This is a genomic window from Leuconostoc sp. BM2 (assembly GCF_002095565.1).
In the GTDB taxonomy this organism is placed as follows: Bacteria; Bacillota; Bacilli; order Lactobacillales; family Lactobacillaceae; genus Leuconostoc; species Leuconostoc falkenbergense.
This window is the reverse complement of record NZ_MOWQ01000003.1, coordinates 80,367-104,488: the sequence shown is the minus strand read 5'-3', so window position 1 is coordinate 104,488 and position 24,122 is coordinate 80,367. Positions and strand designations below refer to the sequence as shown.

The following is a 24,122-nucleotide window of genomic DNA, read 5'->3' as shown; positions in this document are numbered from 1 at the left end:
AAATGATTGTATGGGTAAAAAACAATCAACAATTCAATTTTTGATATTTGGCATGGCTATTGGTGAAAGTATCGCGTCTTTGCCTGCTAATGATCAAGATAAGGTGTTAGATCAACAATTTGATAAACAGTTGGAGTGGGGAACACAGGTCAGCTTATCATTAGCAACAACGGCCAGTTTAACAAGAGGCTATCAGTTGGCAGATGTTATGGCTCACTTACAGAACTGGTACCAAATACGGCAGTATGCGCCTGTGGGGACACACCAAACCGTTGATGACGTCACAAAAAAAGCATTAGATAATTATATAAAAAATCGTGATATGCTATCTGCCGGTGTATCAGATGATGCAGCAGATAGTGATAACATTTTGGCACGTATGTTGCCGGTGGCACTTTACTTGCATCACCAATATGGCACTTCTTTTGTTAATGATGAAACAGCGATGATGCTACTTCATCGTATTGCCGGTTTAACGCACAATGATGAGGGCGCCTTAGTGACAGTGGGTATGATGAGCCTAATCCTGAGCCAAATTTTAGACGGCAATAATTTATCAGATGCTGTTGAAAATGGGTTAGCTTTTGGGTTTGAGTATTACTCAAGGCACCAAGTGTTTGTTGCTGAACTTTCTGCGTTTGATGAGCTTAATTTGCCGGATTTTAGAAATATTCCGGCCGAAAAAATAGTATTAGATGGCAAAGCCGCTTCTACCTTAGAGGCAGTCATTTGGAGTTTGCTGAATAGTCACAACTATACTGAAGCGATCAAAAACTCATTGGTTCATGGTCATGCTAATAGTGTAGTTCCAACCTTAGTTGCTGCCATGGCAGCTGTTTACTATCGTGATGAAATGGTAATCAACCTCAGTCAAAAATTCGTAGCACGCCGTTTATTGGCGACGATTGTGTCACAAGCTGAGCGCTCCGCTCGTTTTAATTGATATGTAAAAATTCCAAGTCGTGAGATGACATCTCATTGACTTGGAATTTTTTTATTCAAATCCAAAATGGATAATGTTCAAATTTTAATTGAAAATCGTAGCTACCATTGCCTAATTCCTCACCGTCAACTTGGCCGGGTTGAATGTCACGGACATGAATAGAAGCATTTTGTGACATTTTGATATGATGAACCTTTTTGAATTTGAGATGTCTGCCATTTCTTTTTAAAGCAAGAAACATTGCTACAAACTCAGCAAAACTCATTTTCTCTGCGATAACCAAATCTAATCCAAAGGTTGTGAGCTTAGCTTCAGGCAAAATTGCGATACCACCACCAAAATAAGCGTGGTTAGTTAGTGTCAGCAAAAAAACACGCGGAAAATTGAGGTAGTCATCTCCTGAATTAATCGTAACAGGAAAACTCTTTTGATTTGTAAATACCTTGAGAACAGAAAAAAGATAGCTCAATGAACCTAAACCAATTTTGTTGAGACGGGCTTTCCATTTATCATGATTGGTTTGTGAGACGACTGCTGCATCGAAACCAATGCCTAAATTATTGACAAAATACCTTGTTTGCTTTTTTGGTGCATCACCAACAATTTTGCCGACCGTCAGTAATTGTGAGGATCTAATTTTTGCTAGTCGTGACAAAGATTCATTGGCATCACCTAATTGTGCCGCACGAGCAAAGTCATTGCCAGATCCATTGGGTAGATAAGCAATGGGCAGTGGGTTTCGTCGTTTAAATTTGAGTAATCCGTTGAGGACTTCATTTAATGTACCGTCACCACCAATCGCCAATATGACATTGTCTGAAGGAATATCAGGCAAATCCTTAGCTAATTTTTTTGCAATACGGGTTGCTTGTCCTGCAAAAGTCGTGTCTTGCCATGAGACAAAGGTTAGTTGAGATTTAATTGTTGAGATTGTTTCTTGGTGGCGTCCACTGCCAGCAAGAGGATTGTTAATAACATAGAATTGTGGCATTGACACGCTCAAACTTTCAAACAAATTAATTTTATTGTAACAAAAAAAGCCCGTTAAGGCTATTTATCAAACGATAAGTACGGTTTTTAGGATGTTTTTTAACCAAGAAAATGGCGTAATTGGGCCATGCGATTAATGAGTGCTGTTACGGCAATTGGTGCACCGTCCTTAATTTGCACAACTTGTAGCGCAATTTCTGCATGCTGTTTTTCTTCTCTAGTTAGCGGTTGGAGTTCGAAACCAAAGATATCTTGCAAAATCAAAATATCTTCTTCCACTTCAGCCCAAGCTGGACTCTGAGTTTTTAAGATTTGTAGGGCATCCATGTTGACATAACGAGCCAATTCTCGGAAGTCCTGCTTCATACTTGGATAATGTCTCACAAAAACACCAAGATGGTCAGCATTAAGCTGTTTCAGGGCACGCCCGAAACCAATAAATTCAGGGGGAACACCAACAGAATAGAACGCACCTGTGAAGTTAATTGCCCGAGGCAATTCGATACCATCAACAGAACGCGAGTAGCCAAGAACACCAACGTGTTGACGACGATCACGACGCTTTGGAAACGCCTTGAAAATTGGTTGCATACTTGGCACTAAGTTATCTAGCGTATTTGAATAATATTTAGCTGAAATTTCAGCAACTTCGGCTAATATTTTTTGGTCTTCAGGGTTAATTTTGAGTGGTTCGGCAACTGGTAGTTCTGCTTTTAATTTGGCAATGGCGGATTGGACATCCTCCAATGGAAAATCATAACGGAAAGCTGATTGGACTGTCGCTGTTCTGACACCGGGAAATTCTTTGACATAGCGATCAATACGACGTGGTGATAGACCACCTCTAAAAATAGCCGATCCTGTTCCAGAAATAGGATAGATTTCAATGTTTTCTTGCTCAGCAAATTCATGTAATCTTGCAATTGCTAATTTGTTACCTGTAATCGAACTCATAAATCCGGCAGTCAAGGCTGAATCAGATCCTGCCAAGAACACACGTAAATACTTTGGTCGGAAACCAAAATGTTCTTCATGGAGTGTTAAGTATTCTTTTAAAATTTCCGGTGCATGTAATTGCGTATCAAAATCTTCAAATAACGGAATCATTTCGATATAAGGTGTGTTTTTATCTGAACGCGTGAACTCTGCTGTTTTGAAATTTGCTAATTTTTCAAATAAAAGTTGCATTTTTAAAATTTGGTCTGCACGCTGTGCCATTGGCAAGATGGCTTCAAATAAAGGCCGGGTGAAGCCAAGATCATGTGCAAAATCTTCGGAACTCAAAAAGGCGGTCATTGCTTGCATCAAGTTGTAACCTTTTTCTTCCCAAATATTTGGAAATCGGAATGTTAAAAACTTGTCTCGTCCAATTTGATTTTCCTTGAAATAGTCATACTCTGAGCTGAATAAGCGATCAATGACTGCGGCATCGGCATGTTTACCTTCCCAATCCCACATATATTCGTCAACATTTAATTCACTAAAGTTTTCAAATGCTTCGCTGGTCTCACGATAAGCGCTGATGAATGGTTGCTGAGAACTGTCCCAGAAAGGTGCATTAGCGTTATCGGGATGCTGTGTACCCATGATTGTAGGAATTTTACGTGTTGTCATGATAGCTCCTTAATGTTTTACTTACAGTATTGTAACATATTGCGTTCTAGGTGTTTTGAGAATATGCTAGTTTTTTTCCGAATAATTACGTATTTGTTTTTGTAATGTCTGTATTTTGTTATGATGGGACACATAATGTTTGGAGTTGGGCACAAAATAATAACAATAATATTCAAAAAAACAGTCAAAAACCACCAAATTATTAAAATTTAGTGGTTTTTATTACATCATAATTAACATAGGTAAAATCATTGGCTTTCGAGCAGTCTCTTTGTACAAAAAGCGTGATAATTCATCAATAACAGCTTGACGAATATCTGATTCACTTGCGTTGGCATTGTTCATTACACGACGAATTGTACCGAAAATAACACGACGACCTTCATTGATTAAGTCGCCAGATTCACGCATATAAACGAACCCACGTGATAAAATATCTGGACCGGAAAGGATTTCCTTTTTGCTGAGATTGATGGTTGCAGTGACGACGACTAACCCATCTTGTGATAGCTTTTGACGATCATGTAAGACAACCGACCCAATATCACCGATTCCAGATCCATCAATATAGGTATCCTCACCTGGAAAATGACCTGCAACACGGGCATTTTCGCCATCTAATGCCAGAACGTCACCGTTTTCAAGGATGAAAGTGTGATCATCGGGAATATCTAATTCATGCGCTAAAGAAGCGTGAACTTTTAACATACGATATTCACCGTGAACAGGCATGAAAAACTTGGGCTTCATTAGTGCTAGCATCAACTTTTCTTCTTCTTGACCACCGTGACCAGAAGTGTGAATGTTATTGACTTTACCATAAATAACATTTGCGCCACCTTCTTCTAATTTATTAATAACAGCGTTGACAGAAGCGGTATTACCAGGAATGGGTGACGATGAAAATATGACATTATCTTTAGGCTTCAGGCGAATTTGTTTATGAGTACCTTCAGCAATTCGCGCTAATGCAGCCATTGGTTCACCTTGAGAACCAGTTGATAAAATCAAAAGTTCGTCATCAGGAATATGTTTAATGTCTGATTGCTCAACGAGCATGTCATCAGGAATATTGAGATAACCCAGTGCACGGCCGTTTGTCACGGCAGATTCCATAGAACGACCAAATACTGCAATTTTGCGACCACGCGCAATAGCGGCATCTGTTGCCATTCGTACACGATTCATATTTGAGGCAAAAGTAGCAAAGATAATACGACCATGTTCAATTTTGTCAAAAATACGATTAACAGACTTTGCTACCCAAGCTTCTGATTTTGTCCATTCTGGACGCTCAGCATTGGTTGAGTCACTCATCATGAGCAAAACACCATTTTCACCAATGCGTGCCATTGACCAAAGGTTAGGTGGCTGCTTAGTAGTTGGGGTGAGATCAAATTTAAAGTCACCAGTTTCCACAATTGTGCCAACTGGTGTGTGCACCGCAACACCAAACACATCGGGAATTGAGTGAGTTGTTCGGAAAAATTCGACACTCATTTTATCAAATTCTAATACGGAACCATCGGTAATTTCGTGTAACTCGACACGGTTAAGTAGTTGTTTCTCTTCGAGTTTGTTTTTGATGAGTGCCATGGCTAATGGGCCAGCATAAACTGGTACATTAACAGCTTGTAAAAAGTAGGCGATAGCACCGATATGGTCTTCGTGTCCGTGAGTGATTACCAGTGCCTTAACGCGATCGATATTATCCACTAGGTAAGTATAGTCTGGGATAACATAGTCGATACCAAGTAATTCGTCTTCGGGGAACTTAATGCCTGCGTCGACGACAATGATTTCATCTTGATACTCAATACCGTACGTATTTTTACCGATTTCGCCTAAACCGCCTAGCGCATAAACTGCGACTTCATTAGGTTTAATATCTACTGAATATGTCATTAGAATGTTGTGATTTCGAAGTGAGGGTAGGCCTTTTCGTATGTTACAGCCTTATCTGACAATTCTTCGATATACTCCACGTTGTATTGCGTGTTTTCCTCAATTAACTCACGCGCTTGAGGTAAACTTTCAGCCTCTAAATACAGTGACTGTGTTGTTTCGCGCTTTGGATTGCGCTCAGGGTGTTCTTGATAGTAAACTTTAAAAATCATAAATGCCTCCAAAAAATAGTATTTTAATTTGTCACGAACGAAAACCTTAACTACTAGTTTACCACATGGACTGATTTTAAGATACTTCACTTGATTATTAATACTATAATTGGTAAATTGGTGTAAGGGATAAACAAATGACGATAAAGACAATTGGCGTTTTTTTGGGATCACAATTCGGTAGCAATCCCCAATTTAAGATGCAAACACAAGCGCTTGGTAAACAAATAGCCGATCGTGGGCTGCACCTTGTATATGGTGGCGGAAAAGATGGGCTAATGGGGACCTTGGCGACGAGTGTTATGGCTAATCATGGTGAGGTTTTAGGTATTTCACCACGGAATTTGGCTGAGGATGCCATTGATGCAGATAAAATAACGCAATTGATTGAAGTAGAATCAATGACAGAGCGGAAACAGCTACTAATTGATTATTCAGATGTATTTGTTGTTTTACCAGGTGGTCTTGGTACATTAGAAGAATTAGCGCAAGTTATTAGCTGGGGCAAGTTAGGATTGCACCACAAGCCACTTATTTTGTACAATATCAACGGTTTTTATGATTATTTTGAAAAGTGGTTGGATCAAATGGTTGACGATCATTTTGTTAACACTAGCGACATGAAATGGGTGCATGTTTACGATAATCTCGAAGAAGTGATGGCCATGATTGACAGCATGTGAGGAAATAAAATGAAAAATTCAGATCTATTGAGTGAGTTTGTAAGTGTTTATATGTCAGCAATTAAAAATCTAGAAAAATTAATTTCACAACCAGCTAATCCGTATGGTGCATCATTTGAACAATGGTTAATCATGGCAGCTGTTTCCCAAAGTGAGGAACCCTTGACTATGACCGAAATCGCTAAAGATCGTGGTGTAACTAAGGGAGCAATTGCCCGGCAACTCAAACCATTGTTTGACCGAGGTTATTTAAACCAAGAAAAAGATCCAGATGACCGGCGCCGTGTGCTGTTAGTCTTAACGCCTAAAGGCGTCGAAGTTGAAGCAATTATTGCACAAAGTGTTCGCCAACGTTTCAATAAGTGGTTAGATATTTTTGGTATATCTGAAGGAAAAGAATTCTTAAAAACGCTTCGTCGCCTAGACGCATTGATTGTGCAGCCGGAGCTAAATAGCAAAAAAGATTGAAAATAACATGTAAATGTGGTAAAATTTTTACTTGTTTGAAATCCCTACTATTAAGAGGGGATTTCTGTTATAATAATCATATTACTGAATAAAGAGGATACTAATCATGGCAATCGGCATGAATGACTTAAAGACGGGTTTGACAATCGAATATTCAAACTCAATTTGGCGCGTTTTGGATTTTCAACACGTTAAGCCTGGAAAAGGTGGTGCCTTTGTACGTTCAAAGTTAAAGAATTTGCGTACTGGTGCAGTTAACGAAGTGACATTCCGACCAGGTGATAAGTTTGAACAAGCAGACATCACGACACGTCCAATGTCATATTTGTACGCTGAAAATGACGGTCGTGTGTTCATGGATGTTGAATCTTACGAACAAGTGAACATTCCTGATGAACATTTGACTAATGCTTTGAAGTTTTTGCTTGAAGGTATGGAAGTTAAGATCACAATGTACGGTAACGAAATTTTGGGAGCTGAATTACCATCAACTGTTCAATTGAAAGTTACTGAAACACAACCAGGTATCAAAGGTGCAACTGCTACCGGTTCAGGTAAGCCTGCAACAGTTGAAACTGGTGCTACAATCACAGTTCCTGACTTCGTTAACGAAGGTGAAACAATTATTGTTAATACTGAAGACGGTTCATATAAGGGCCGCGCGTGATTACAGTTTAGTTCGAATGAATTGTCTTTTGATAGCATTAAGCAAGTGATTAAGTCAAAACACAGTCGTTACGATTAAATGCAACTGTACACGGTAACCCTGAAAGTTCCCTTGTGGAACTTTTTATTTTAAATAGCTTGTCGAGGAGTAACTATGGCCAGAGAAATCAAGCAAGGCAAAACGGCAAATAAAAATTTATTGTTAGCAACTAAAAGTGATGTGTCAGGTACGACACAAGTAACACCTGAAGTTGTTGAAATTATCGCGCAAATTGCTGCTCAGGAAGTTAGCGGTGTTTATTCGATGCGTGGTAAATTATCTGATCGCTTTACAAGCGTTTTTGGTTCTAATGCGCGTGGTAAAGGTGTTGAATTACAACAAACGACTGATGGATTGGTGATTGATGCCTATGTTTTCGTACAATATGGCGTGGCGGTGCCAAAAGTTGCTTTGAATATTCAGAATGCTATCAAATCACAAATTGCATCTATGACGGATTTGCATGTTGAAAGAATCAATGTTCACGTCAGCGGTATTGTACCAGAAAAAGCGGACAGTGCAATTGATCCCAATAATTTATTTGGTGACGAGGTATCTAATTAATGGCAAGTTTAACGCGACATGAGTCTCGCCAAGCTGCATTTCAAATTCTTTTTGCACTTGAAAAGGATCCGCAAGACAGCAAAATTGATGATTTATACGACATTGTTTTGAATGGTAAAACATTTGATGATTATTTGCCAAGATTAATTAATGGTGTGTTGGGATCAAAAAATGACTTGGATGAGCAAATTTCGGCTCATTTAGCTGATGGTTGGGCAATAAACCGAATCAACAAAGCTGATCTCGTTATACTACGTTTAGCCATTTATGAACTAGTTTCAATCAAAGCAACACCATATAAGGTTGCCATCGATGAGGCAGTGGAATTAACTAAGACGTTCGCTGATGATGATGATCGTAAGTTTGTTAATGGTGTACTAAAAAACTTCGCACCAACTAATTAAACCGCAAAAAGCGGTTTTTTTATTGACGTAGAACCATGATATACTTAGTATTAGCTTAAATAATAATTTGGAGGCCAAAATGGCAATTTATGATCCAACCAAGACACCGGCAGATAGTTACGATACACATACACATTTAAATGATGATAAATTATATCATGATGTAGACGCCTATATTGGGCGGGCAAACGAATTTCGAGTAATGGAAATGAATATTGTTGGTTATGATGCAGTTGCTAATCAACGTGCTTTGTCAATTGCGCAGTCGCATGAAAATGTATACGCCGTTTTAGGATTTCAACCAGAAGATACAGATGGCTTTGACGAGACAGCAGCCACTACGTTGGCGGAGCAGTTGCAACAGGACAAAGTCGTGGGTGTTGGTGAGACAGGCTTAGATTATTATTGGGAAAGTACTTCTCATGAAACTCAGAAAGAAACTTTTTTGACGCATTTGGCATTAGCAAAAAAATATGATTTACCTGTTATCATTCATAATCGAGATGCGTTTGAGGATGTTTATCAAATTCTAAAAGCGTCTGGTGTCACAAAAGGTGTGATGCATAGCTTTTCAGGCACACCAGAACAGGCGCTAGCTTTTGTTGATCTGGGAATGTCAATTTCGTTTAGTGGTGTTGTTAGCTTTAAAAAAGCTCAAGAAGTACGAGACGCCGCAAAGGTTGTACCATTAGACCGTATTTTAGTTGAAACTGACGCGCCTTATTTGGCGCCTACGCCTTATCGTGGCAAAACTAACGAACCGGCTTTTGTTAAGTATGTCATTGATAGTCTAGCAGAAACGTTAGACATGTCTCCAAAGGCGTTATCTGATTTAACACGTCAAAATGCGCATCGCTTGTTTTTAAATCATGATTAATAGACAACGCATCAATGAAGTTATTATTGTTGAAGGTCGTTCAGATACGCAAAACATTGCTCGGGCGGTGATTGCTGATACGATTGAAACTGGCGGGAGTGCCGTTAATCAAGATGCAATTGATAGGGCAAAATTAGCTGCCAAACAGCGAGGCGTCATTATTTTTACCGATCCTGATTTTAATGGACAGCGGATTCGCCATATTATGTCAGAAGCTATTCCAACGGCTAAACAAGCATACATCACACAAGATCAAGCTCGTGCGAGTCATGATAATCCTCACAAATCATTAGGCATTGAACATGCTAGTCCGGACGACATTATAAATGCTTTGCGACATATCATAACACCACGCTTGACTGTATCAAGTGACATTGATCAATCATTTTTATTGCAACAAGGCCTTTTAAGTGGGCCAAATGCGCGTGAACGTCGGGTTGTGGTAGGCGAAAAGCTACACATTGGTTATACAAATGGCAAACAGTTGATTAAACGTTTAAATGCCTTTGGTATCAAACGTACACAGGTCGAAGAAGTGTTGAAAGGACAAATGCAAAGTGGGAAAAACAATTGATATTGCCAATCCAACAAGAACACAAGCAATTTTAAATGAATATGGATTAAGGGCTAAGAAAAAATTTGGGCAAAATTTTTTGACTGATCTAAATGTATTGCATGGTATTGTGGCAGCCTCTGACATTACAGCTGAGGACAATGTGATTGAAATTGGGCCCGGTATCGGGGCCCTAACAGAACAACTAGCTAAATCAGCAAAAAAAGTGGTTGCATTTGAAATTGATCCTCAAATGGTCGCAGTTCTTTCGGATACGTTGTCGCCATATCAGAATATTCACGTCATTGAAAATGACATTTTAAAGGTAGATTTAAAACGTGTAATCGCAGAAGAATTTGGTGAAAATGCCGATGTGAAAATTGTTGCCAATTTACCTTACTATATTACAACACCAATTTTGATGCAGTTATTGCGAGCGGATATTTCTTGGGATAATATCGTGGTCATGATGCAACGTGAGGTGGCAGATCGTTTAAATGCTCAGGTAGGTACAAAAGAATATGGCGTTTTAACTTTGACCATACAGTATTTTGCGACTGCACAGTTAGCAATTAAAGTGCCAGCAACGTCGTTTAATCCTGCGCCAAATGTTGATAGTGCGGTTGTTAAATTAACACCCTCGATTCCTGACACACCTGTTGAACAGCCAAACCAACTTTTTGGGGTCATTAAAGGTACTTTTTCGCATAGACGCAAGAGTTTGTGGAACAATTTATTGCAAACTTATGGCAAAGAAGCTGAAACAAAAACCAAATTAGAACAGGCTTTGCTAGAAGCCAATATTGAACCTTCAATCAGAGCGGAACGACTGGATTTAGCTAATTTTACTGAACTATACTTGGCATTACGCACACAAAAATTAGTGAAATAGCCGAATATTTATACTAAAAAAAGCTGAAATATTCAGTTATCCTTGCAAAAAAGGGTTATTTGTAGTATAATAAAATAAGCTTTTACACGAAAGGTGGTATAAAAATGCCAAGTAGTTTGCAAGAGATTAAGGTTCAACTCGATTCACATGTTGGACAAGAAGTAACCGTAGTTGCCCAAGCTGGTAGAAAAAAAATTACGGAACGGTCAGGCATTTTAAGATCAACATTTCCATCACTATTCGTTGTTGAATTAGATGAAGATGCTAATTTTGAGCGTGCTTCTTATAGCTATACTGACATATTAACAAAAAATATCGACATTACATTTGCTGATTAATTGCCCGATTGTGGGCTTTTTTTGTATCAACAAATGGTTTTTGTCTGTTTTAAATCGTGTTATTATAGTATAGTACGTCCTAAAAAATACAGATTGTCAGCAGATGATAGGCATCTGCAATATGAAATAAATCACTATGAACAAACAAGTAATTTATGCTATTTTAACGATTCTTTTAATTCCAATCGGGATTTTTTTAGTGTTCGCTAATATGGCTGGTGAAACAAGCGTGCCTGATAGTAAGCCGGTTGTAATCACTACTGATAATATCGCATACCAGCAGATTGCAAAGGCTATTGCTGGTAAGCATGGCAAAACCGAGCTGATTTCGAATGTCACTGACACAGCGCAAAAAGCAAAATTCAAAAAGTCCGAATTGATTATCACTGATACTCATGAAAGCCAGCTATTAACACGGGCCAAGCAATGGCGCTTATCCGCGAGATTAGTGATTGCCAGCGACTATATTACTGATGGTAAAAGCTACCGCAATATTTATTTGAGCCCTCAAACGACTTTGAACATGGCGACCAAGATCACGGATCAACTGAGTGATATGGACCCACGTAATCGCAATAGTTATGTTGCCAATAAGCAAAATCTTTTGACAAAAACGGCTAAATTAGCAACAATATTTCAGAATTTGAAAAAAAATAAAAATGTAACCTATTTAGCTACTAATCAATCGCAAGAATTAATGATGACGCAGTTGGGTTATCAATCTGCAAGTAATGATGTTGACAAGCTTGACGATGCTGCCATAAGGTCATTAGAGAAAAAAATGAGCGACAAAAAAATTGATTTTGTATTGACGGCGACACAGGATCAGACAAGTCATGATAAACGACTAATCACAGCAGCAAAAAAAGATAATATACCCGTTGTAACATTTAATCAGGTTTTACCGCAAGACACTTATATTTGGTCTTGGCAATTATCACAATTACGACTAATACAAAAGGCGCTTGCACAATGAATGCAATTATAGATACACACCAACTAACAATCCGTTATGGCGATAAGGCCATTGCGTCTGAAATAAACGTTGATGTGCCAGCAGGCAGTTTTTACGCCATTTTGGGCGAAAACGGTGCTGGTAAAACAACGTTTGTGAAAACTCTGATTGGACAACATCATAATTATGTTGGTAATTTGAAAGTTAACACACAGGCTATTGGCTTCGTACCACAGTTTAGAGATATTTCGAGAGATTATCCACTCAGTATTGCTGAATTTGTTGGTCTGGCTTTTAACCGTGGCTGGCATTTATTTAACAATCAATTAGAAAAATCGGCCATTCATGACGCACTGGAAAAGATGGACTTAGTCGATATTGCTGATCAACGACTGGGTTTGGTGTCTGGTGGGCAAAGGCAAAGAGCATTTGTCGCACAAGCCTTAGTTAAGCGGCCAGAACTACTGATATTAGATGAATCAACAGCCAGTTTAGACCATGAACACAAGATACAATTGTTGACAACAATTGTACGGCTACAAAAAGAAACTGGATTAACTGTTTTATTCATCACACATGAGTTGAATTTAGTTGCTGACTTTGCTGATGGCTTTTTATTTTTTGCTAATGGTAGCGTAACGCAAGGAAATGCTCAAGCGTTAAAAAAACTAACTGTTGATATGACAGTTACACATCCTGAGAATGAGGTTCATTATGTTTGAGTATAGTTTTATGCAGAATGCTTTTGTCGCTGGTACAATTGTCAGTATTGTTGCTGGTGTTATTGGCACATTTGTGGTTGCCCGAAATTACGCTTTTTTAACCCATTCTCTCAGTGAAATTGGATTTGCCGGCGCTGCTTTTGGTCTGTGGATTGGATGGCCGGCTTTATTAGGCATGATGTTAACAACAGTTGCCTCGTCAGTTGCTATTGGTGCATTGGAGTCAACATATACTAAACGTGACAATGTGACAAGTGCCATTTCTGCATTAGCGATTGGCTTAGGTATTTTATTTCTAGCATTGGGGCACACGTCATCGAGCGCTGCAACAGGCATTTTATTTGGTTCAGTTTTAGGAATTAGTCATCGTGATTTGTATCTATTGTTGATGCTGGCTGCGGTTGTCTTAGTAACACTGTTATTTAATTACCGAACACTACGTCAGTTGTCTTTTGATGAACAGGGGATGTTCATGCAAACACAACGACAACAAGGGGTACGTTATGTATTTCTTGTCATGATTGCTTTGTCTGTTAGTATTTCATCTCAATTGGTAGGTTCGCTGTTAATATTTGTTTTGGTCACTTTACCAGCCGCCAGTGCAAAATACTATGCCACCACTACCGTACAACTAATGGGAATGGCAATCATTTTTGCGTTGTTTGGAACTTGGGTGGGTTTGAGTATCGCCTATCTAACAGAACTGCCCACAAGTTTTTTTATCGCAATTATTGAGGTCTTGATCTATTTAGGATCTGTATGGCAGTTTAAACGGAAGGCTTAATTTCCGAACTATTACTGGAAAACAATGCTATAATTATAGGTAATTATTAATAAAATTCAAGGAGGAAACGGACTAGTCTAGTACTTGAGTCCGTCACATATTATGAAAACACGTCGCTCAGATCGTTTGGTCGATATGGCGCGCTACATGCTTGAGCGCCCACGCAAGCTAATCTCACTATCTTATTTTGCTAAACGCTATGAATCTGCTAAGTCATCTATTTCTGAGGATTTATCCATTCTTAAAAGGACTTTTCAAGAGCGAGGCACTGGTTTGCTTGAAACAGTGCCTGGTGCTGCCGGAGGAGCACGTTTTGTGCCTTCAATGTCTGAAGCAGAAGCTAAAACATTTATTGAAGAAATAAGACAATTGGTCAACGATGAAACACGTGTTTTGCCTGGTGGGTATGTGTATTTGTCTGATTTGTTGGGAAGACCAGACATTCTACGTCAAGCTGGTCGTTTGATTGCGACACAGTATCTTCGCGATGATATTGATGCTGTTATGACAGCAGCCACAAAGGGTGTGCCACTAGCTCAAGCGGTTGCTGAACAGCTTAATGTACCATTTGTGATTGTGCGTGATGATGCCAAAGTTACGGAAGGACCAACAGTTTCTGTTAATTATTTGACTGGTTCTTCAAAGCGGGTTGAAAAAATGGAATTATCTCGTCGCTCGCTCAGAACTGGTTCGCGTGTTTTGGTGGTTGATGACTTCATGAAAGCCGGTGGAACAATTCAAGGGATGCAGACATTGGTCGGAGAATTCGACGGCACAGTTGTTGGTACAGCTGTTTTTGCTGAAGGTCGCTCAACTACAAGATTGTTAGATCATTTTACGTCATTATTGCATGTTGATACTAATCTAAAAAATGGCGACCCAATTCTAGTAACGGCGGGTAACTATTTAGAAGAAATCTATAGTCATAAGGATTAATTTGAACATGAGTAAAGATGAGATTAATGTACTAATACTAGCTGCTGGACAAGGTTCACGTATGAAATCTACCACGCCCAAAGTATTGCATCGGGTGGCAGGACAGACGATGATTGATTGGGTACTTGAGTCTGTCTCAGGACTGCATGCTAGTCAATTAATAACAGTAATTGGTGTCGGTGCGCAGCGCGTGCAAGAACATGTTGGTAATCGTAGTAAATTTGTTTTGCAAACGGAGCAATTGGGTACGGGTCACGCAGTGCAACAAGCACAAACAGAATTAAGAGATAGTGACGGTGTGACATTAATTATGTCAGGTGATACACCGCTGTTTCGTCGCGAAACGCTCTCAGAATTGGTCGTCGAGCATCAGCATAGCAATAATGCCGTGACCGTATTGACGGCAATTGCAGATGATCCAACTGGCTACGGCCGAATCGTGCGTGGTGATGACAATACTGTTGTTAAAATTGTTGAACAAAAAGATGCCAGTGTAACAGAACGACATATTAAAGAAATTAACACTGGTGTTTATGTTTTTAACAATCAATTATTGTTTGATGCTTTGTCAAAAGTAAAAAATAATAACGCCCAAGGGGAATATTATTTACCAGACACATTAGACATTTTGCGACATGATGGTCAGCAAATCGGCGCACACACTTTACATGATTTTACAGAGTCATTGGGTGTGAATGATCGTGTCGCTTTAGCTTCTGCTAATCAAATTATGCATGACCGTATTAATCATGATTTAATGGTTACAGGTGTTGAATTAATTGATCCTACGAGTACTTACATTGATAAAACAGTGAAAATTGCTGCAGATACAGTGATAGAGGGTGGCGTGACAATTCTAGGAGACACAGTTATTGGAACGCGGAACCTAATTACCCAAGGGTCACGAATTGAAAATAGCATTACTGGTGACAGTAATGTCATTACTGCCTCTCATTTGGAATCAGCGCGATTGGCAAATGGTGTTACTATTGGGCCATACGCTCATTTAAGACCACAAGCTGATTTGGCTGACAATGTTCATGTCGGTAACTTCGTTGAAGTGAAAGATGCTAAATTAGGACGCGGTACAAAGTCCGGTCATTTAACGTATATTGGCAATGCCACAGTTGGTGAAGATGTCAACATTGGTGCAGGAACAGTTTTTGTCAACTATGATGGTGTCAATAAGTTCTACACGTCAGTGGGAAATCATGCATTTATTGGATCAAACACAAAAATAGTAGCGCCTGTAACGATAGCCGATGAGGCGATTACTGCAGCGGGTTCAACAATTACAGAAGATGTCCCAAAACATGCAATGGCTATTGCGCGTGAAAGGCAGACGAATAAAGCTGATTTTTGGGCACGCATGCCACACAAACAATAAAAAAGAGCTCATGAGCTCTTTTTTATTTGAAATACTCCCTCAAAATATAAACTTTTGTGATTATTAGGTAATACATGAAGATAATTGAAGTATCTCGTTTTGACATAAAATGAATTTTAATCAGTAAATTGAGTAGATATGTTAATATTATACATGAGGAAATTTTATGCAAATAACAGGTGAACGTGCGTTGGCTAACATTGCTGATGCAACATTTTATAACAAATCAATAACTGTCGAAGATGGACAAACTGTGCCAATTGATGAGCTTATGAGCGAGTTAGCTCAGCATGTAGCTGATGAAAACTTTATGCAAATTACACTTAACATTAATGGCGGGATCGAAGCAGCTGGGACAACACTAAGTGTTGAAACAAATGTTATCAACTTACCTTTGCGTTATCAAAATCAGTTACGAAAAATGATTTTGCCAGACAGTGAAGCACTTGGTGTTAATCTATACATGATTGCTGAAAATCCATTTGTTAGTCAGTCAAAACTGAAAATTGCGTTAGTGAGTTCGGTTTCAACTTATGAGGATGATACTGACAGTGCACAGGCAAAGATTGCAAGTTGGTTTGATGAACAGTTAGCACATATTGTCTCAGAGCAAGCATCTGCAGAAACAGAAGCCCAAGCTGATGTTGAAATATAAACGGTGTCAGTCCACTATGGCGACTTCAGCCACAACTCGTCCAGTTTGCTCATTGTGACGATAAGTAAAGTCGAGAATATGATCGGCAACATTAAATTTTACACTGATAAGTTGCCCAAGGCTGTATGTCTCAATCACATAAGCAGCTAATGCTTTTTTGTCTTTGAAATCAGTATTTGAAACGAACAAATCATCTAAACTAGTGTTTTTAGGTGCAATGTGATGGTGGATGAAATGTTGCGTTATTTTAGTTATTTTTATCATGCCTATAAGTATAACGATTTCATAACTAACTGTAAATATTGCAGCATTAAGGACTTAAGATGATCATCTTAAGTTGACTATCATGAACATATTTGGTATCATTGAATTATGCGATGAGTCGAAGCGCTTGAAGAATTAGCGCCGAAGGCGGTCTGCCGTGTTAAGTCACAAATCTCGTATAGATGCAGATGATGAGTGTGTTGTGGAACTATCTCATCTCACCATGACTAACAGTGTTAACACTGAGGTGACGCGACTTTATTATTAGTGTGACAACTAGTAATCGCCCGTCAGAGCGCATCTGGCATGCCAAACTAAACAACTAGCCTTCAGGTTAGTTGTTTTTTTATGCATTTTTTCAGGTATAATTATTATATATAATCACTATGCACAATCGAGAGGTACCATGTCAGAAACAAATAATAAATATTTAACAGTAGCAGCGCTTTCTGCGTATTTAAAACGCAAGTTTGATGCGGATCCTTATCTCGCAAAAGTCTATGTTACAGGTGAGATTTCCAACATGGGACGACGACGTGGCCCGCATCTCTATTTCTCAATCAAAGATTCTGAGGGGAATGCGGTCATCAGTGCTTCCATGTTTGGTTATCAGAAGCGAATCAAATTTCAGCCTGAAGAGGGCATGAAAATTAACGCTGTGGGTCGTGTGGAACTTTATGAACCACGTGGTTCGTATTCCTTAATTTTGGAGTCAATGTCACCAGACGGTGTGGGAGAATTATTTTTAGCCTATGAACAATTGAAGAAACGATTGCAGGCAGAAGGATTATTTGATTTACCTAAAAAAGATATTCCATTATTTCCTAAAAAAATAGCAGTCGTCACATCACCGACTGGTGCAGTTATTGAAGACATTGCCCGTACAGTACAACGTCGATTTCCCACAGCACAAGTTATTTTATTTCCAGCAGTAGTGCAGGGAGATAAAGCTGCGCCAACAATTATTCGGCAGCTTAACAGAATTGATGATATGGCATTTGACACTATTATTGTGGGTCGTGGTGGTGGTTCCATTGAGGATTTGTGGGCCTTTAATGATGAACAGCTAGCACGTACTATTGCCGCACTTAAAACACCAGTTATTAGTTCTGTTGGACACGAGACAGATAATACGCTGGCTGACTTTGTGGCAGATCGCCGTGCGGCAACACCGACAGCGGCGGCTGAACTATCAACGCCCATTACACTTGCACAAATACAATCTCGATTACAAGAATTACAAGTACGCCAGTTGACAAGAATACAGCAAATCATCACCACCCAAAAGCAACGTTTAACTAGGATGACTGATCATGTCCTTTTCAAACAACCAGATCGATTATATACAGGATATAATCAACGTGTCGATCAAGCAGCTAGGTCATTAGTGCGACTCACGCATCAACGACTAACTAATGCACAACACGACTACACCACGATTGTGCAAAGACAGCAACAACTTCAAAAACATTTATTGCAACCGGCCCAAGAAAGGTTGCAGCTATTGAGTGCCAAGTTAGATCTTGTAAGCCCATTGAAAATTTTGACGCGTGGTTATACGATTGTGACTCAAAATGAAAAAGTAGTTCGGAGTGTAACGTTATTAGATAAAAACGATGAAATCAATGTACGCTTTGCTGACGGTAGTGTAGTTGCAAATATAACAGGAGTAAAACATGAGTGAACAATTGACATTTGAAGAAAAATTACAACAATTAGAAACAATCGTAAGTCAACTAGAAAAAGGTGATCGACCATTAGAAACTGCCTTGGTTGATTTTCAAACTGGTGTTGGTTTGGTTAAAGATTTGCAAAAAACGCTAAAAAATGCTGAAGAAACATTAGCTAAAGTAATGGATGATAATGGGGAATTATCGGATTTGGAATTAACAAATGACTAATTTAAAGGGATTTCAAAATGAATGGTTGCCAAAAATTAATGCGCAACTGGAAAATGACTTATCTCAAGCTAGCTCAGATGATGATTTAGTTGCGATGATGAAATATGCTGTGTTGAATGGTGGCAAACGTTTGAGACCATTAATAACCTTGATTGTTATAGATAGCTTTGAACAATTGATAACACCTAGCCAACTCAAAATTGCGACGGCAGTGGAATGGGTTCACTCATATTCATTAGTGCATGATGATCTACCGGCAATGGATAATGATTTGATAAGACGAGGTAAACCTAGTGTGCATGCCTTGTATGGCGAGGCAAATGCTATTTTGGTAGGGGATGCTTTGTTAACAGGTGCATTCAGCGTCATTCCGCGGGCGTTGACAGTGTCTGGCGCACCCACGATGGCGTCAATTGTGTCAATTACGCAGTATTTATCGGAAGCGGCAGGGGCAGATGGTATGGTGCTTGGCCAAATACATGATATGCAAAATCATGATGGTGCTGAGAGTGATTTTGACCAAGAAAGTCTATTATCATTAATTTATCAACCTAAAACCGCGGCTTTATTGCGTTACGCTGCGCAAGCAGGCGCGCTTTTGGTTAAAGGTAGCGCAAATGATGAGACTTTTAATCCTGACTTAGTAACGAAAATAGCTGACTTTGGAGAAAAGCTTGGATTGGCCTTTCAAATTCAGGATGATCTGGATGATTTTCAGCAAGATACAACTGAATCAGTCAATGCGTTACCACATCTAGTAGGTGTTAACGCAGCTGAGAGAATACGCGATAATTATCTGAATGATGCCCAGACGATTTTGAATGACATTGCACGGGAGAATCATCGTTTTCACCCAGAGTTGTTATCAGAATTAATCACTTTTATTGGAGATAAATCATGAGTGTTGATAAAGAACGTGTCGATGTATTATTAGTCCAACAAGGCCTCTTTGAGTCGCGCGAACAGGCAAAGCGTGCTGTTATGGCTGGCGAAATTCTTGGCGAAAATGAAGAACGTTTAGATAAAGCTGGACAAAAAATACCAGTGACAACTGAATTACATTTTAAGGGTGAGAAACTCAAGTATGTATCCCGAGGTGGTCTAAAATTAGAAAAAGCTTTGAACACCTATGAATTATCTGTAAAAGATAAGATTGTATTGGATATCGGTTCATCAACTGGTGGTTTCACGGATGTTGCGTTGCAAAATGGCGCTAAATTAGTTTATGCTTTGGACGTTGGTACAAATCAGTTGGTGTGGAAATTACGTCGTGATGCGCGTGTTAAAGTAATGGAGAATACCAACTTTCGTTATGCCAAACTAACTGATTTTACATTTGGGCAACCAACTTTTGCTACAATTGACGTTTCCTTTATTTCGTTGGGACTCATTTTACCACCTCTTGCTGACATTATTGCGAAGAACGGTCATGTTGTCGCACTCATTAAACCGCAATTTGAGGCTGGCCGTGAGCACGTGGGCAAAAATGGTATTATCAAGGACCCAGCAGTTCATCGCGAAGTGTTAAATCAGACAATTAACATGATGGTGCGTGAAGGATTTGCAGTTGAACAATTGACTTTTTCACCAATTAAGGGTGGTCAGGGAAATATCGAGTTTTTAGCTGTATTACAACGCGTAGAAGACCCAAAGATAGCTGATGATATTGATGTTGATCAACTGTTGACATCAACCTACCAACAGCTAAATCACACAGGAGATGCCAATGAATAAAAAAGCTCGCCAAAAAGCATTGGTTCAACTCATTCAAGAACATGCTATCGGTCGTCAAGAGGATATTGTTGCTCACTTTGAAACGTTAGGAGAAATGGTCACACAAGCGACTATTTCGCGTGATATTAATGAATTAGGGTTGATTAAGGTGCCAAATTCACATGGTGGTTTTTTATATCACTTGCCGAAACAAGATGATCGTCCTCATTTGCAACGATTACGTCGTATACTACAACAAGCTTTTTTAAGCCAAAGTGCGCAGCGTGGCATGGTCATGATAAAAGTACAACCCGGAAATGGCCAGTTGGTAGCCAATTTATTTGAACAGGTTCAGTTTCCAGAAATATTTGGAACTTTAAGCGATGATGGTTCTGTCCTCGTATTATTAAAGGACGGGGTGCCATCAATCCAAGTTACCAGCATGGTTCAAAAATTATTAGAAAAATAGTAGAAAGGAAATGTATCATCGATACAAATTAACTTATGCTAGAAGATCTTATTATTGAAAATTTTGCCATTATAGAAAAAATTGAATTACAGTTTGAGACTGGTATGAGTGTTTTGACCGGCGAAACAGGCGCCGGAAAATCAATTATTATTGATGCGCTGTCAATGCTAACCGGTGGCCGAGCAAGCTCTGAGATGGTGAGACATGGAAGTAAAAAAGCCACCTTACAAGCTGTATTTAGCTTGCCAAATAACGAACAGCTATACAAACTATTGACTGAAGCGGGCATTGATTTTGATGATAATGAATTAATTATTTATCGAGAATTAACGCAAAATGGTCGTAGCACGATTCGCGTTAACAGTGTTCTTGTCAACTTAAAAACATTGGCAATGATTGGTAGCTTTTTAGTTGATATCCAAGGTCAAAATGATACACAACAGTTGCTCAATCAAGATGAACATTTGCCATTATTGGATGCATTTGGCGGCGAAAAATTGTCTCAAGTACGATCAGATTATGGCCACACTTTTCAGGAGTTCAGAACAATTACGACGCGTATTCGAAAAATACAATCATCACAGCGTGAAATTACACAACGACTCGATTTATTAAAATTTCAACAAGATGAACTCCATGAAGCAAATCTACAACCTGATGAAGAAAATCAATTACTTGATTCACGAGGTAAATTGAACAATTTCAAAAAAATAGCCGATCATTTACAAAATGTTCAAACTGCACTTAATGACGAACAAGGTGGTGCAGTTGATTTATTGGCGGAAGCAATGCAACAGTTACAGGCTATTTCGGCATATGATGCTGTCTATGCAGAGCTATCTGAAACTATTTCAGATGCTTATTATACTGCACAAGAAGTTGCACGAGATGTGACAGAACAATTTAATGATTTAACTTATGATGAGTCTGAATTAATTCGGATAGATGATCGTTTGCAACTCATTCACACACTTGAGCGTAAATATGGTGCTACTGTCAGTGATGTGTTAGCATTTCAAGATAAAATTGAACAAGAACTAAGTGTTGTGAACGATGACGGTTACAATGTGGAACAATTGCAGATTAAACAAAATGATTTGCGCCAGGTCTTAAGACAGAAGGCAATAAAGCTTCACGAAGTTCGTCAGCAAACAGCCCGTCGATTAGAGCATGATGTCAACCAACAGTTACAAGATTTATTAATGAATGGGGCAGAATTTGCGGTTCATTTTGAGCCGATTGAAGGTTTTATTGCCTCTGGGAGTGACAAGGTTGCTTTTTATGTTCAAACCAATAAAGGCGAAGGCATGGCACCACTGGTCAAAATTGCATCTGGTGGTGAAGCTGCGCGGTTAATGCTAGCGTTGAAAACAACATTTACAAAACAACAGCGAATTGTTTCGATTGTATTTGACGAAGCTGATACCGGTGTTTCTGGTCGTGTTGCACAAGCCATTGCCAAGAAAATGCAAACAATTGCTCAAGGTTCACAAGTGTTAGCAATTACCCATTTGCCACAGGTAGCAGCGGCTGCAACTCACCATTTTTTGATTGCAAAAACAACAGAACAAAATCGCACGATTACACAGGTGACACCGCTCGATGAAGAGGGACGTATACATGCCATCGCAATGATGCTATCGGGAGATAACGTGACTGATACTGCCTTGGCTAATGCGCGCGACTTACGAGAGAAAATCTCAAATTAATTTTGGTAGCTGTCACATGAATTGAAAATAAAATATGAAAAAAGACCACCCTGTTAGATCTATTCATCTAACAGGGTGGTCTTTTAAATCGTTGTTAACTAGCAATAATAAGTAGGAAAGCAATGAAAATGACTGCTAAAATGTACATTAGTGGGTGAACTTTCTTAGCACGACCAGTTGCGATCATTGTAATAGGGTATAAGATAAATCCTAGTGCAATACCATCTGAAATCGAGTAAGTCAGTGGCATACCAATGACAATCAGAAATGCTGGTGCAGCAATCGCTAAGTCTTCCCAATCAATTTCTCTCAAATTTTCAGCCATTAACACACCGACAACAACCAAGGCTGGCGCAGTGACTTGTGAAGTGACCACAGAAAGCAATGGCGAAAATAGCAATGCAAACAAGAAAAATATGCCTGTAAATACAGATGTTAAACCTGATCGACCGCCTACGGCAATTCCGGCAGACGATTCAACATATGCTGAGGTAGGTGAGGTCCCAATGACTGCACCCACCGTCATACCAACGGCATCCGCCATTAAAGCACGACCAACGCGAGGCATTTTGTTATTTTCCATAAAGCCGGCTTGCGTTGCTAAACCAATCATTGTGCCGGCTGTGTCGAAAAATGTCACGAGTAGAAAAGTGATGACGACAGTAATTAACTGAATTGAATTGATATCACCAATATGCATGACACCTTCACCAAAAGTTGGTGCCAAAGATGGTGCTGGTGAGATAATAGCTGATGGTAATTTGATTAAGCCAGTTAAAATACCTGCAATTGAAGTTATAATCATACCAAAGAAAATTGCCGCAGGTGTTTTGCGACTCATTAAGACAAAAGTAACAATGATGCCAAAAATTGATAGCAATGATGTAGGTGCGGTCAAATGGCCTAAAGCAACCATAGTATCTTTATTGGCAACGATTAATCCAGCATCATGTAAACCAATAAAGGCAATGAACAGTCCAATACCAGAGGCAATGGCTAATTTTAGGTTTTTGGGAATAATATTAATAATTTTCTCGCGAATCTTGAATAATGTCAAAATAACAAAGATGATTGCTGCAACAAAGACACCTGCCATTGCAGTTTGCCATTTAATGCCCATACCAATTACAACTGAATAAGCAAAGAAGGCATTGACACCTAACCCGGGTGCTATTGCAATTGTATAAAGTGCAACAACACCCATGAAAATAGTTGCCACGGCTGACGCAATAGCAGTAGCTGTGAAAACTGCGCCTTTATCCATACCTGCAGCCCCCAAAACAGTGGGGTTGACGAATAAAATATAGGCCATGGACGCAAAAGTAGTGAGACCTGCGATGAATTCAGTACGGAAATTCGTATTGAGTTCATCAAACTTGAAATAATGTGCAATCGTTGACATGATTGCCTCCCAAATAATTAGTTACGTAAAACGTACTGTCTTATTCTAGCAGTCATTAGCGCACAATTAAAGTGTA

Annotated in this window: 28 protein-coding genes; 22 read left to right on the top strand and 6 right to left on the bottom strand. The window is 39.2% G+C overall.

Annotated elements, in window-relative coordinates; translation table 11 throughout:
• Positions 1–10 precede the first annotated feature (10 nt).
• Positions 11–943, top strand: coding sequence for an ADP-ribosylglycohydrolase family protein (locus BMG01_RS02220; protein ID WP_036068056.1), 933 nt, complete (start codon positions 11–13; stop codon positions 941–943).
• Between the two features lie 55 nt (positions 944–998).
• On the opposite strand, the gene BMG01_RS02215 is transcribed toward BMG01_RS02220, so the two are convergent.
• The 4 genes from BMG01_RS02215 to BMG01_RS02200 all read right to left on the bottom strand — a co-directional run bounded on the left by BMG01_RS02215 (position 999) and on the right by BMG01_RS02200 (position 5,664).
• Positions 999–1,934: a diacylglycerol kinase family protein gene (locus BMG01_RS02215; protein ID WP_036068054.1), complete on the bottom strand. Its 936-nt coding sequence runs from the start codon at positions 1,932–1,934 to the stop codon at positions 999–1,001.
• A gap of 98 nt (positions 1,935–2,032) precedes the next feature.
• Positions 2,033–3,547, bottom strand: a complete 1,515-nt coding sequence (ppcA, locus tag BMG01_RS02210) for a phosphoenolpyruvate carboxylase (protein WP_036068052.1) — start codon at positions 3,545–3,547, stop codon at positions 2,033–2,035.
• 222 nt (positions 3,548–3,769) lie between these two features.
• The gene (gene rnjA / locus BMG01_RS02205; RefSeq protein WP_036068050.1) at positions 3,770–5,452 is read right to left on the bottom strand and encodes a ribonuclease J1; all 1,683 of its coding nucleotides are present in this window, start codon (positions 5,450–5,452) and stop codon (positions 3,770–3,772) included.
• Complete coding sequence (locus tag BMG01_RS02200; RefSeq protein WP_010275590.1) at positions 5,452–5,664, bottom strand: DNA-dependent RNA polymerase subunit epsilon; 213 nt, start codon at positions 5,662–5,664, stop codon at positions 5,452–5,454. The genes rnjA and BMG01_RS02200 overlap by 1 nt, the downstream gene beginning before the upstream one ends.
• Before the next feature lie 137 nt (positions 5,665–5,801).
• Here BMG01_RS02200 and BMG01_RS02195 point away from each other — a divergent pair, with 137 nt between their 5' ends.
• The 15 genes from BMG01_RS02195 (at position 5,802) to BMG01_RS02125 (ending at position 16,588) form a co-directional block, all read left to right on the top strand.
• Positions 5,802–6,347, top strand: a complete 546-nt coding sequence (locus tag BMG01_RS02195; RefSeq protein ID WP_036068048.1) for a TIGR00730 family Rossman fold protein — start codon at positions 5,802–5,804, stop codon at positions 6,345–6,347.
• Positions 6,348–6,356: 9 nt separating this feature from the next.
• A complete protein-coding gene (locus BMG01_RS02190; protein ID WP_036068046.1) occupies positions 6,357–6,815 on the top strand; it encodes a MarR family winged helix-turn-helix transcriptional regulator in 459 nt (152 codons plus the stop codon).
• A gap of 106 nt (positions 6,816–6,921) precedes the next feature.
• Positions 6,922–7,482 carry an elongation factor P gene (efp, locus tag BMG01_RS02185; RefSeq protein WP_036068044.1) on the top strand — a complete coding sequence of 187 codons (561 nt, stop codon included), beginning with the start codon at positions 6,922–6,924 and terminating at the stop codon, positions 7,480–7,482.
• Positions 7,483–7,635: 153 nt separating this feature from the next.
• Positions 7,636–8,085 (top strand): Asp23/Gls24 family envelope stress response protein, encoded by a 450-nt coding sequence (locus BMG01_RS02180; protein ID WP_036068040.1) that lies wholly within the window; start codon positions 7,636–7,638, stop codon positions 8,083–8,085.
• Positions 8,085–8,489: a transcription antitermination factor NusB gene (nusB, locus tag BMG01_RS02175; RefSeq protein WP_010275609.1), complete on the top strand. Its 405-nt coding sequence runs from the start codon at positions 8,085–8,087 to the stop codon at positions 8,487–8,489. Before BMG01_RS02180 ends, nusB begins: the two co-directional genes overlap by 1 nt.
• Positions 8,490–8,568: 79 nt before the next feature.
• Positions 8,569–9,366, top strand: a complete 798-nt coding sequence (locus tag BMG01_RS02170; protein WP_036068037.1) for a TatD family hydrolase — start codon at positions 8,569–8,571, stop codon at positions 9,364–9,366.
• The gene (rnmV, locus tag BMG01_RS02165; RefSeq protein ID WP_036068034.1) at positions 9,359–9,940 is read left to right on the top strand and encodes a ribonuclease M5; all 582 of its coding nucleotides are present in this window, start codon (positions 9,359–9,361) and stop codon (positions 9,938–9,940) included. The genes BMG01_RS02170 and rnmV overlap by 8 nt, the downstream gene beginning before the upstream one ends.
• A complete protein-coding gene (gene rsmA, locus BMG01_RS02160) occupies positions 9,924–10,811 on the top strand; it encodes a 16S rRNA (adenine(1518)-N(6)/adenine(1519)-N(6))-dimethyltransferase RsmA (protein WP_036068031.1) in 888 nt (295 codons plus the stop codon). The genes rnmV and rsmA overlap by 17 nt, the downstream gene beginning before the upstream one ends.
• A gap of 104 nt (positions 10,812–10,915) precedes the next feature.
• Positions 10,916–11,149, top strand: a complete 234-nt coding sequence (locus BMG01_RS02155) for a Veg family protein (RefSeq protein ID WP_010275621.1) — start codon at positions 10,916–10,918, stop codon at positions 11,147–11,149.
• 136 nt (positions 11,150–11,285) lie between these two features.
• The gene (locus BMG01_RS02150) at positions 11,286–12,125 is read left to right on the top strand and encodes a metal ABC transporter solute-binding protein, Zn/Mn family (RefSeq protein ID WP_036068030.1); all 840 of its coding nucleotides are present in this window, start codon (positions 11,286–11,288) and stop codon (positions 12,123–12,125) included.
• On the top strand, positions 12,122–12,826 hold the full coding sequence (locus BMG01_RS02145) for an ATP-binding cassette domain-containing protein (protein ID WP_036068028.1): 705 nt from the start codon (positions 12,122–12,124) through the stop codon (positions 12,824–12,826). The genes BMG01_RS02150 and BMG01_RS02145 overlap by 4 nt, the downstream gene beginning before the upstream one ends.
• The gene (locus BMG01_RS02140) at positions 12,819–13,610 is read left to right on the top strand and encodes a metal ABC transporter permease (RefSeq protein WP_036068027.1); all 792 of its coding nucleotides are present in this window, start codon (positions 12,819–12,821) and stop codon (positions 13,608–13,610) included. Before BMG01_RS02145 ends, BMG01_RS02140 begins: the two co-directional genes overlap by 8 nt.
• A 102-nt stretch (positions 13,611–13,712) precedes the next feature.
• Entirely contained in the window at positions 13,713–14,546 is an 834-nt protein-coding gene (gene purR, locus BMG01_RS02135; RefSeq protein ID WP_010275630.1) for a pur operon repressor, read from the top strand.
• A gap of 7 nt (positions 14,547–14,553) precedes the next feature.
• Positions 14,554–15,933, top strand: a complete 1,380-nt coding sequence (gene glmU, locus BMG01_RS02130) for a bifunctional UDP-N-acetylglucosamine diphosphorylase/glucosamine-1-phosphate N-acetyltransferase GlmU (RefSeq protein ID WP_036068022.1) — start codon at positions 14,554–14,556, stop codon at positions 15,931–15,933.
• A 166-nt stretch (positions 15,934–16,099) separates the two neighbouring features.
• A complete protein-coding gene (locus BMG01_RS02125; RefSeq protein ID WP_036068019.1) occupies positions 16,100–16,588 on the top strand; it encodes a hypothetical protein in 489 nt (162 codons plus the stop codon).
• Between the two features lie 6 nt (positions 16,589–16,594).
• Here BMG01_RS02125 and BMG01_RS02120 read toward each other — a convergent pair whose 3' ends face one another.
• Entirely contained in the window at positions 16,595–16,852 is a 258-nt protein-coding gene (locus BMG01_RS02120; protein ID WP_036068017.1) for a hypothetical protein, read from the bottom strand.
• A 406-nt stretch (positions 16,853–17,258) separates the two neighbouring features.
• Between BMG01_RS02120 and xseA the strand changes: the two genes are divergently transcribed.
• The 6 genes from xseA to recN are packed head-to-tail and all read left to right on the top strand — an operon-like array spanning position 17,259 to position 22,644.
• Positions 17,259–18,536: an exodeoxyribonuclease VII large subunit gene (xseA, locus tag BMG01_RS02115; RefSeq protein ID WP_036068015.1), complete on the top strand. Its 1,278-nt coding sequence runs from the start codon at positions 17,259–17,261 to the stop codon at positions 18,534–18,536.
• Entirely contained in the window at positions 18,529–18,753 is a 225-nt protein-coding gene (locus BMG01_RS02110) for an exodeoxyribonuclease VII small subunit (protein ID WP_036068013.1), read from the top strand. Before xseA ends, BMG01_RS02110 begins: the two co-directional genes overlap by 8 nt.
• The gene (locus BMG01_RS02105) at positions 18,746–19,654 is read left to right on the top strand and encodes a polyprenyl synthetase family protein (protein ID WP_036068011.1); all 909 of its coding nucleotides are present in this window, start codon (positions 18,746–18,748) and stop codon (positions 19,652–19,654) included. Before BMG01_RS02110 ends, BMG01_RS02105 begins: the two co-directional genes overlap by 8 nt.
• Complete coding sequence (locus tag BMG01_RS02100; protein ID WP_181809845.1) at positions 19,651–20,487, top strand: TlyA family RNA methyltransferase; 837 nt, start codon at positions 19,651–19,653, stop codon at positions 20,485–20,487. Before BMG01_RS02105 ends, BMG01_RS02100 begins: the two co-directional genes overlap by 4 nt.
• A complete protein-coding gene (locus BMG01_RS02095; RefSeq protein WP_036068007.1) occupies positions 20,480–20,935 on the top strand; it encodes an arginine repressor in 456 nt (151 codons plus the stop codon). The genes BMG01_RS02100 and BMG01_RS02095 overlap by 8 nt, the downstream gene beginning before the upstream one ends.
• A gap of 35 nt (positions 20,936–20,970) precedes the next feature.
• A complete protein-coding gene (gene recN, locus BMG01_RS02090) occupies positions 20,971–22,644 on the top strand; it encodes a DNA repair protein RecN (RefSeq protein WP_036068002.1) in 1,674 nt (557 codons plus the stop codon).
• A 94-nt stretch (positions 22,645–22,738) separates the two neighbouring features.
• Here the strand turns inward: recN and BMG01_RS02085 are convergent, their stop codons facing one another.
• Positions 22,739–24,046, bottom strand: a complete 1,308-nt coding sequence (locus BMG01_RS02085) for an NCS2 family permease (RefSeq protein WP_036068000.1) — start codon at positions 24,044–24,046, stop codon at positions 22,739–22,741.
• Positions 24,047–24,122: the final 76 nt, after the last annotated feature.

Excerpts from the sequence above, each read along its gene's own strand:
- BMG01_RS02220 (WP_036068056.1), top strand. The coding sequence starts at position 11 with ATGGGTAAAAAACAATCAACAATTCAATTTTTGATATTTGGCATGGCT.
- BMG01_RS02215 (WP_036068054.1), bottom strand. The coding sequence starts at position 1,934 with ATGCCACAATTCTATGTTATTAACAATCCTCTTGCTGGCAGTGGACGC.
- ppcA (WP_036068052.1), bottom strand. The coding sequence starts at position 3,547 with ATGACAACACGTAAAATTCCTACAATCATGGGTACACAGCATCCCGAT.
- rnjA (WP_036068050.1), bottom strand. The coding sequence starts at position 5,452 with ATGACATATTCAGTAGATATTAAACCTAATGAAGTCGCAGTTTATGCG.
- BMG01_RS02200 (WP_010275590.1), bottom strand. The coding sequence starts at position 5,664 with ATGATTTTTAAAGTTTACTATCAAGAACACCCTGAGCGCAATCCAAAG.
- BMG01_RS02195 (WP_036068048.1), top strand. The coding sequence starts at position 5,802 with ATGACGATAAAGACAATTGGCGTTTTTTTGGGATCACAATTCGGTAGC.
- BMG01_RS02190 (WP_036068046.1), top strand. The coding sequence starts at position 6,357 with ATGAAAAATTCAGATCTATTGAGTGAGTTTGTAAGTGTTTATATGTCA.
- efp (WP_036068044.1), top strand. The coding sequence starts at position 6,922 with ATGGCAATCGGCATGAATGACTTAAAGACGGGTTTGACAATCGAATAT.
- BMG01_RS02180 (WP_036068040.1), top strand. The coding sequence starts at position 7,636 with ATGGCCAGAGAAATCAAGCAAGGCAAAACGGCAAATAAAAATTTATTG.
- nusB (WP_010275609.1), top strand. The coding sequence starts at position 8,085 with ATGGCAAGTTTAACGCGACATGAGTCTCGCCAAGCTGCATTTCAAATT.
- BMG01_RS02170 (WP_036068037.1), top strand. The coding sequence starts at position 8,569 with ATGGCAATTTATGATCCAACCAAGACACCGGCAGATAGTTACGATACA.
- rnmV (WP_036068034.1), top strand. The coding sequence starts at position 9,359 with ATGATTAATAGACAACGCATCAATGAAGTTATTATTGTTGAAGGTCGT.
- BMG01_RS02155 (WP_010275621.1), top strand. The coding sequence starts at position 10,916 with ATGCCAAGTAGTTTGCAAGAGATTAAGGTTCAACTCGATTCACATGTT.
- BMG01_RS02150 (WP_036068030.1), top strand. The coding sequence starts at position 11,286 with ATGAACAAACAAGTAATTTATGCTATTTTAACGATTCTTTTAATTCCA.
- BMG01_RS02145 (WP_036068028.1), top strand. The coding sequence starts at position 12,122 with ATGAATGCAATTATAGATACACACCAACTAACAATCCGTTATGGCGAT.
- BMG01_RS02140 (WP_036068027.1), top strand. The coding sequence starts at position 12,819 with ATGTTTGAGTATAGTTTTATGCAGAATGCTTTTGTCGCTGGTACAATT.
- purR (WP_010275630.1), top strand. The coding sequence starts at position 13,713 with ATGAAAACACGTCGCTCAGATCGTTTGGTCGATATGGCGCGCTACATG.
- glmU (WP_036068022.1), top strand. The coding sequence starts at position 14,554 with ATGAGTAAAGATGAGATTAATGTACTAATACTAGCTGCTGGACAAGGT.
- BMG01_RS02125 (WP_036068019.1), top strand. The coding sequence starts at position 16,100 with ATGCAAATAACAGGTGAACGTGCGTTGGCTAACATTGCTGATGCAACA.
- BMG01_RS02120 (WP_036068017.1), bottom strand. The coding sequence starts at position 16,852 with ATGATAAAAATAACTAAAATAACGCAACATTTCATCCACCATCACATT.
- xseA (WP_036068015.1), top strand. The coding sequence starts at position 17,259 with ATGTCAGAAACAAATAATAAATATTTAACAGTAGCAGCGCTTTCTGCG.
- BMG01_RS02110 (WP_036068013.1), top strand. The coding sequence starts at position 18,529 with ATGAGTGAACAATTGACATTTGAAGAAAAATTACAACAATTAGAAACA.
- BMG01_RS02105 (WP_036068011.1), top strand. The coding sequence starts at position 18,746 with ATGACTAATTTAAAGGGATTTCAAAATGAATGGTTGCCAAAAATTAAT.
- BMG01_RS02100 (WP_181809845.1), top strand. The coding sequence starts at position 19,651 with ATGAGTGTTGATAAAGAACGTGTCGATGTATTATTAGTCCAACAAGGC.
- BMG01_RS02095 (WP_036068007.1), top strand. The coding sequence starts at position 20,480 with ATGAATAAAAAAGCTCGCCAAAAAGCATTGGTTCAACTCATTCAAGAA.
- recN (WP_036068002.1), top strand. The coding sequence starts at position 20,971 with ATGCTAGAAGATCTTATTATTGAAAATTTTGCCATTATAGAAAAAATT.
- BMG01_RS02085 (WP_036068000.1), bottom strand. The coding sequence starts at position 24,046 with ATGTCAACGATTGCACATTATTTCAAGTTTGATGAACTCAATACGAAT.